General features: G+C 60.7%; 2 protein-coding genes and 1 pseudogene. 1 reads left to right on the top strand and 2 read right to left on the bottom strand.

The features are described from left to right. The first annotated feature begins 292 nt into the window (after nucleotides 1–292). Nucleotides 293–469, top strand: a complete 177-nt coding sequence (locus tag EOA29_RS41815; protein ID WP_189479073.1) for a hypothetical protein — start codon at nucleotides 293–295, stop codon at nucleotides 467–469. A gap of 407 nt (nucleotides 470–876) precedes the next feature. On the opposite strand, the gene EOA29_RS33275 is transcribed toward EOA29_RS41815, so the two are convergent. After that, nucleotides 877–1,257, bottom strand: a complete 381-nt coding sequence (locus tag EOA29_RS33275; protein WP_245468665.1) for a DUF982 domain-containing protein — start codon at nucleotides 1,255–1,257, stop codon at nucleotides 877–879. Nucleotides 1,258–2,078: 821 nt separating this feature from the next. Then, nucleotides 2,079–2,360, bottom strand: a pseudogene (locus tag EOA29_RS33285) (hypothetical protein); the annotation flags it as partial.

Genomic DNA, 2,360 nt, shown 5'->3' on the forward strand with positions numbered 1-2,360 from the left:
GCGTGGGCGCGCCGAGTGCAGGCGTGGCGATATGGGCGGCGGCCGTGGCGGCAGCCGGCGCGGCGATTATGTTCATGGGGTCGTTCCTTGTCTTGGAGAGGGTCCGGGACCAACGGCGCTCTCTCTGCGCCGCCTGGCCCGCACTCCTCCCCGCCCCACTCTGCCTCCAGGAACACAGCGCGCCGGAATGCCGCTGCCGGACACACCGGATCCGGGGCCCAACAGCACGCAGCGGTACGACCGAAGATGATCCAGTGGCGGTGTGTTAGTTTGAACGCAAAATCCGATCCCGATGAGCGACGTGCAAAAGCTGCATCTGCTCGAACAGGTTCAAAAGTTCGTCGGCCAACTCTGTCCTAAAACCCTTATGATGGAAATCCGCGACGATCTCACGCTGGCGCGCAATGTGGCGCTCGCCCAAGAGCACATGCTGCTCCAGCATCGCCAGAACGGTTTCCCTCATCGCTAAGCGATATCAGATTTCTCACTTTGGTGGGAAATAGCGAAGCAGCTTATCCGTGTCATGGCATGGTCACGACGGCGAACATGTGCCCTTGATAAGCGCGATGTAATCGGCAACGCCGTCCGCGTCACGTGCATTGCCACCGGCGAGGAAGCCCACGACCGGCAGGATGCTACTGGCCCTTAGGTCCGACTGGCACGAATTACGATCCTTTCATTCTGGCAGACGCCGTACCGCGCTCCCGCACGAAATCTGAGGTCGTCCCCAAGGCTTCAGTCGTCTGCGCTGCATGCGCATGCGAACTGAGGCTGAACGCTTCACCAATGCACCTGTCGCACTTCTCGGCCGCAGACAGACCGCCCGGTCGGGATGCAATTAACTTGCGAAGATCTTGGGGTGGCGGCGTATGGATCTTAATCGCTACGCAGGATCTTTGCTTCGAGGGCGGCTGCCACGAAAGCCCGCCGCGCGGCTGGGGGATGAGCCTGACCACGCAGCACCTGTAGGCAGGCGTCCATTGCTCTCCGGCGCTTCTCGGTTTGATGAGGAACATTGCGCAGCAATATTGTGGCTGCGTCGTTGACATCGAGGACGATGCGGTCCGCGCCGTGGCGGCCCAGCTGAACGACCACCGGCCTCTCGAACCTGCTCAAGCCTGCCATCTCCCCCTCCTCTACAGCCACGATGCAGGTTTTCGCCCCGCAACGCTTCGCTGAACAGAACCCCTGCATCCGGCCACCGTGATCCAGCCGGCCAGACGCGGCCGCCTGATCGGATTGGATGCCGTCGTTCAACTGGATCTTAGGACTGTTTCTGCTTCGCCGATTGTGAAGTCACGACAGAATGCCTTTCCTGCGTGCCTCGCGCCAGCCCCAACTGCTGATCCATCAACATTAACCTACAGTTTTCCAGTGACCGATTTGCAAGCGCCAATCCACTGCATGGCGGAGGTCGGATCTTCCAATATAGCGACGCGCTTGGCGGAGCCCTGGAAGGCCAGGCGCGGCGCTCAATGGTTTGCGCCCGTCATATGCATCATAGCAGGCCTTCAGGGCGGTCTCGTGGATGATGTTCCTGCACTCTTCAGGCCATTCCTCCAGAAGGTCGATCGGCGTCGGCAAGACTGGCGATCTCTTGTACGATGTATGTGGCGCGCTTCGCAAAAATGGGGCTGCTGAAAGCCTCAGCGTGCATTTCGTCCTCCACGTGCTGAACGGCCGGTCCGAGGTAGGGAGCACTGAAGCCCTGCGACAAAGCACAATGTCCTGTCAGAGAGATGACGCCTCGAGGGGAACAGGCGTCAGTTCAACTTGAGAGAACCGCGGCGTGCGCCGCGAAGGGGACCATGGTCACGTTCACCTTCCGAACGATGGACACCAAAGCGGTTCAGCTGGGGAAACCGCGACGCAGGCACAGTGCTGGACGGATTACATGATGGCCCAACCTGAGCAGGATCTTGAGCAGAAAATGTTGGCTTTGACCGACTCAGTCGAGCCCGAGCCTTTTCTTCGGCTCGGCATTCTCCTTGCGAAGGCGTCCCGCAAGCACGCTTAGGCGATCGGATTGGCGCGCCGCCGGGATTGGACGCGGTGGAAATGAGTGGCCTCGAGTTGACTCACCTGGTCGGCAAAAGGCGATCGACCTCGTCGTCAGACAGATCCTCGAGGAGCTTGAGCACGGCGCCCTCGGCGCCGGCATTGACCATAATTGTCCGCTTGCCCCGGTGTTGTTGTGGCCAGGCCTCACGGTCGATCTCGCCGGCGCGCCCCTTGCACTCCGCATGCGTGGCGTTCCAGATCGCTTCGAGTTTCTCCTCGCGCGTCATGCTGTCGGCAGCGCCCGTCTCATGAGCAATGATGGCGGCCCGCATGGCATCCGGACTGTATTTGTCGGATAG

This window comes from Mesorhizobium sp. M1E.F.Ca.ET.063.01.1.1, from assembly GCF_003998155.1.
Taxonomy (GTDB): Bacteria; Pseudomonadota; Alphaproteobacteria; order Rhizobiales; family Rhizobiaceae; genus Mesorhizobium.

Bases quoted from the DNA above. Each gene is read 5' to 3' on its own strand.
- EOA29_RS41815 (WP_189479073.1), top strand. From the start codon at position 293: ATGAGCGACGTGCAAAAGCTGCATCTGCTCGAACAGGTTCAAAAGTTC.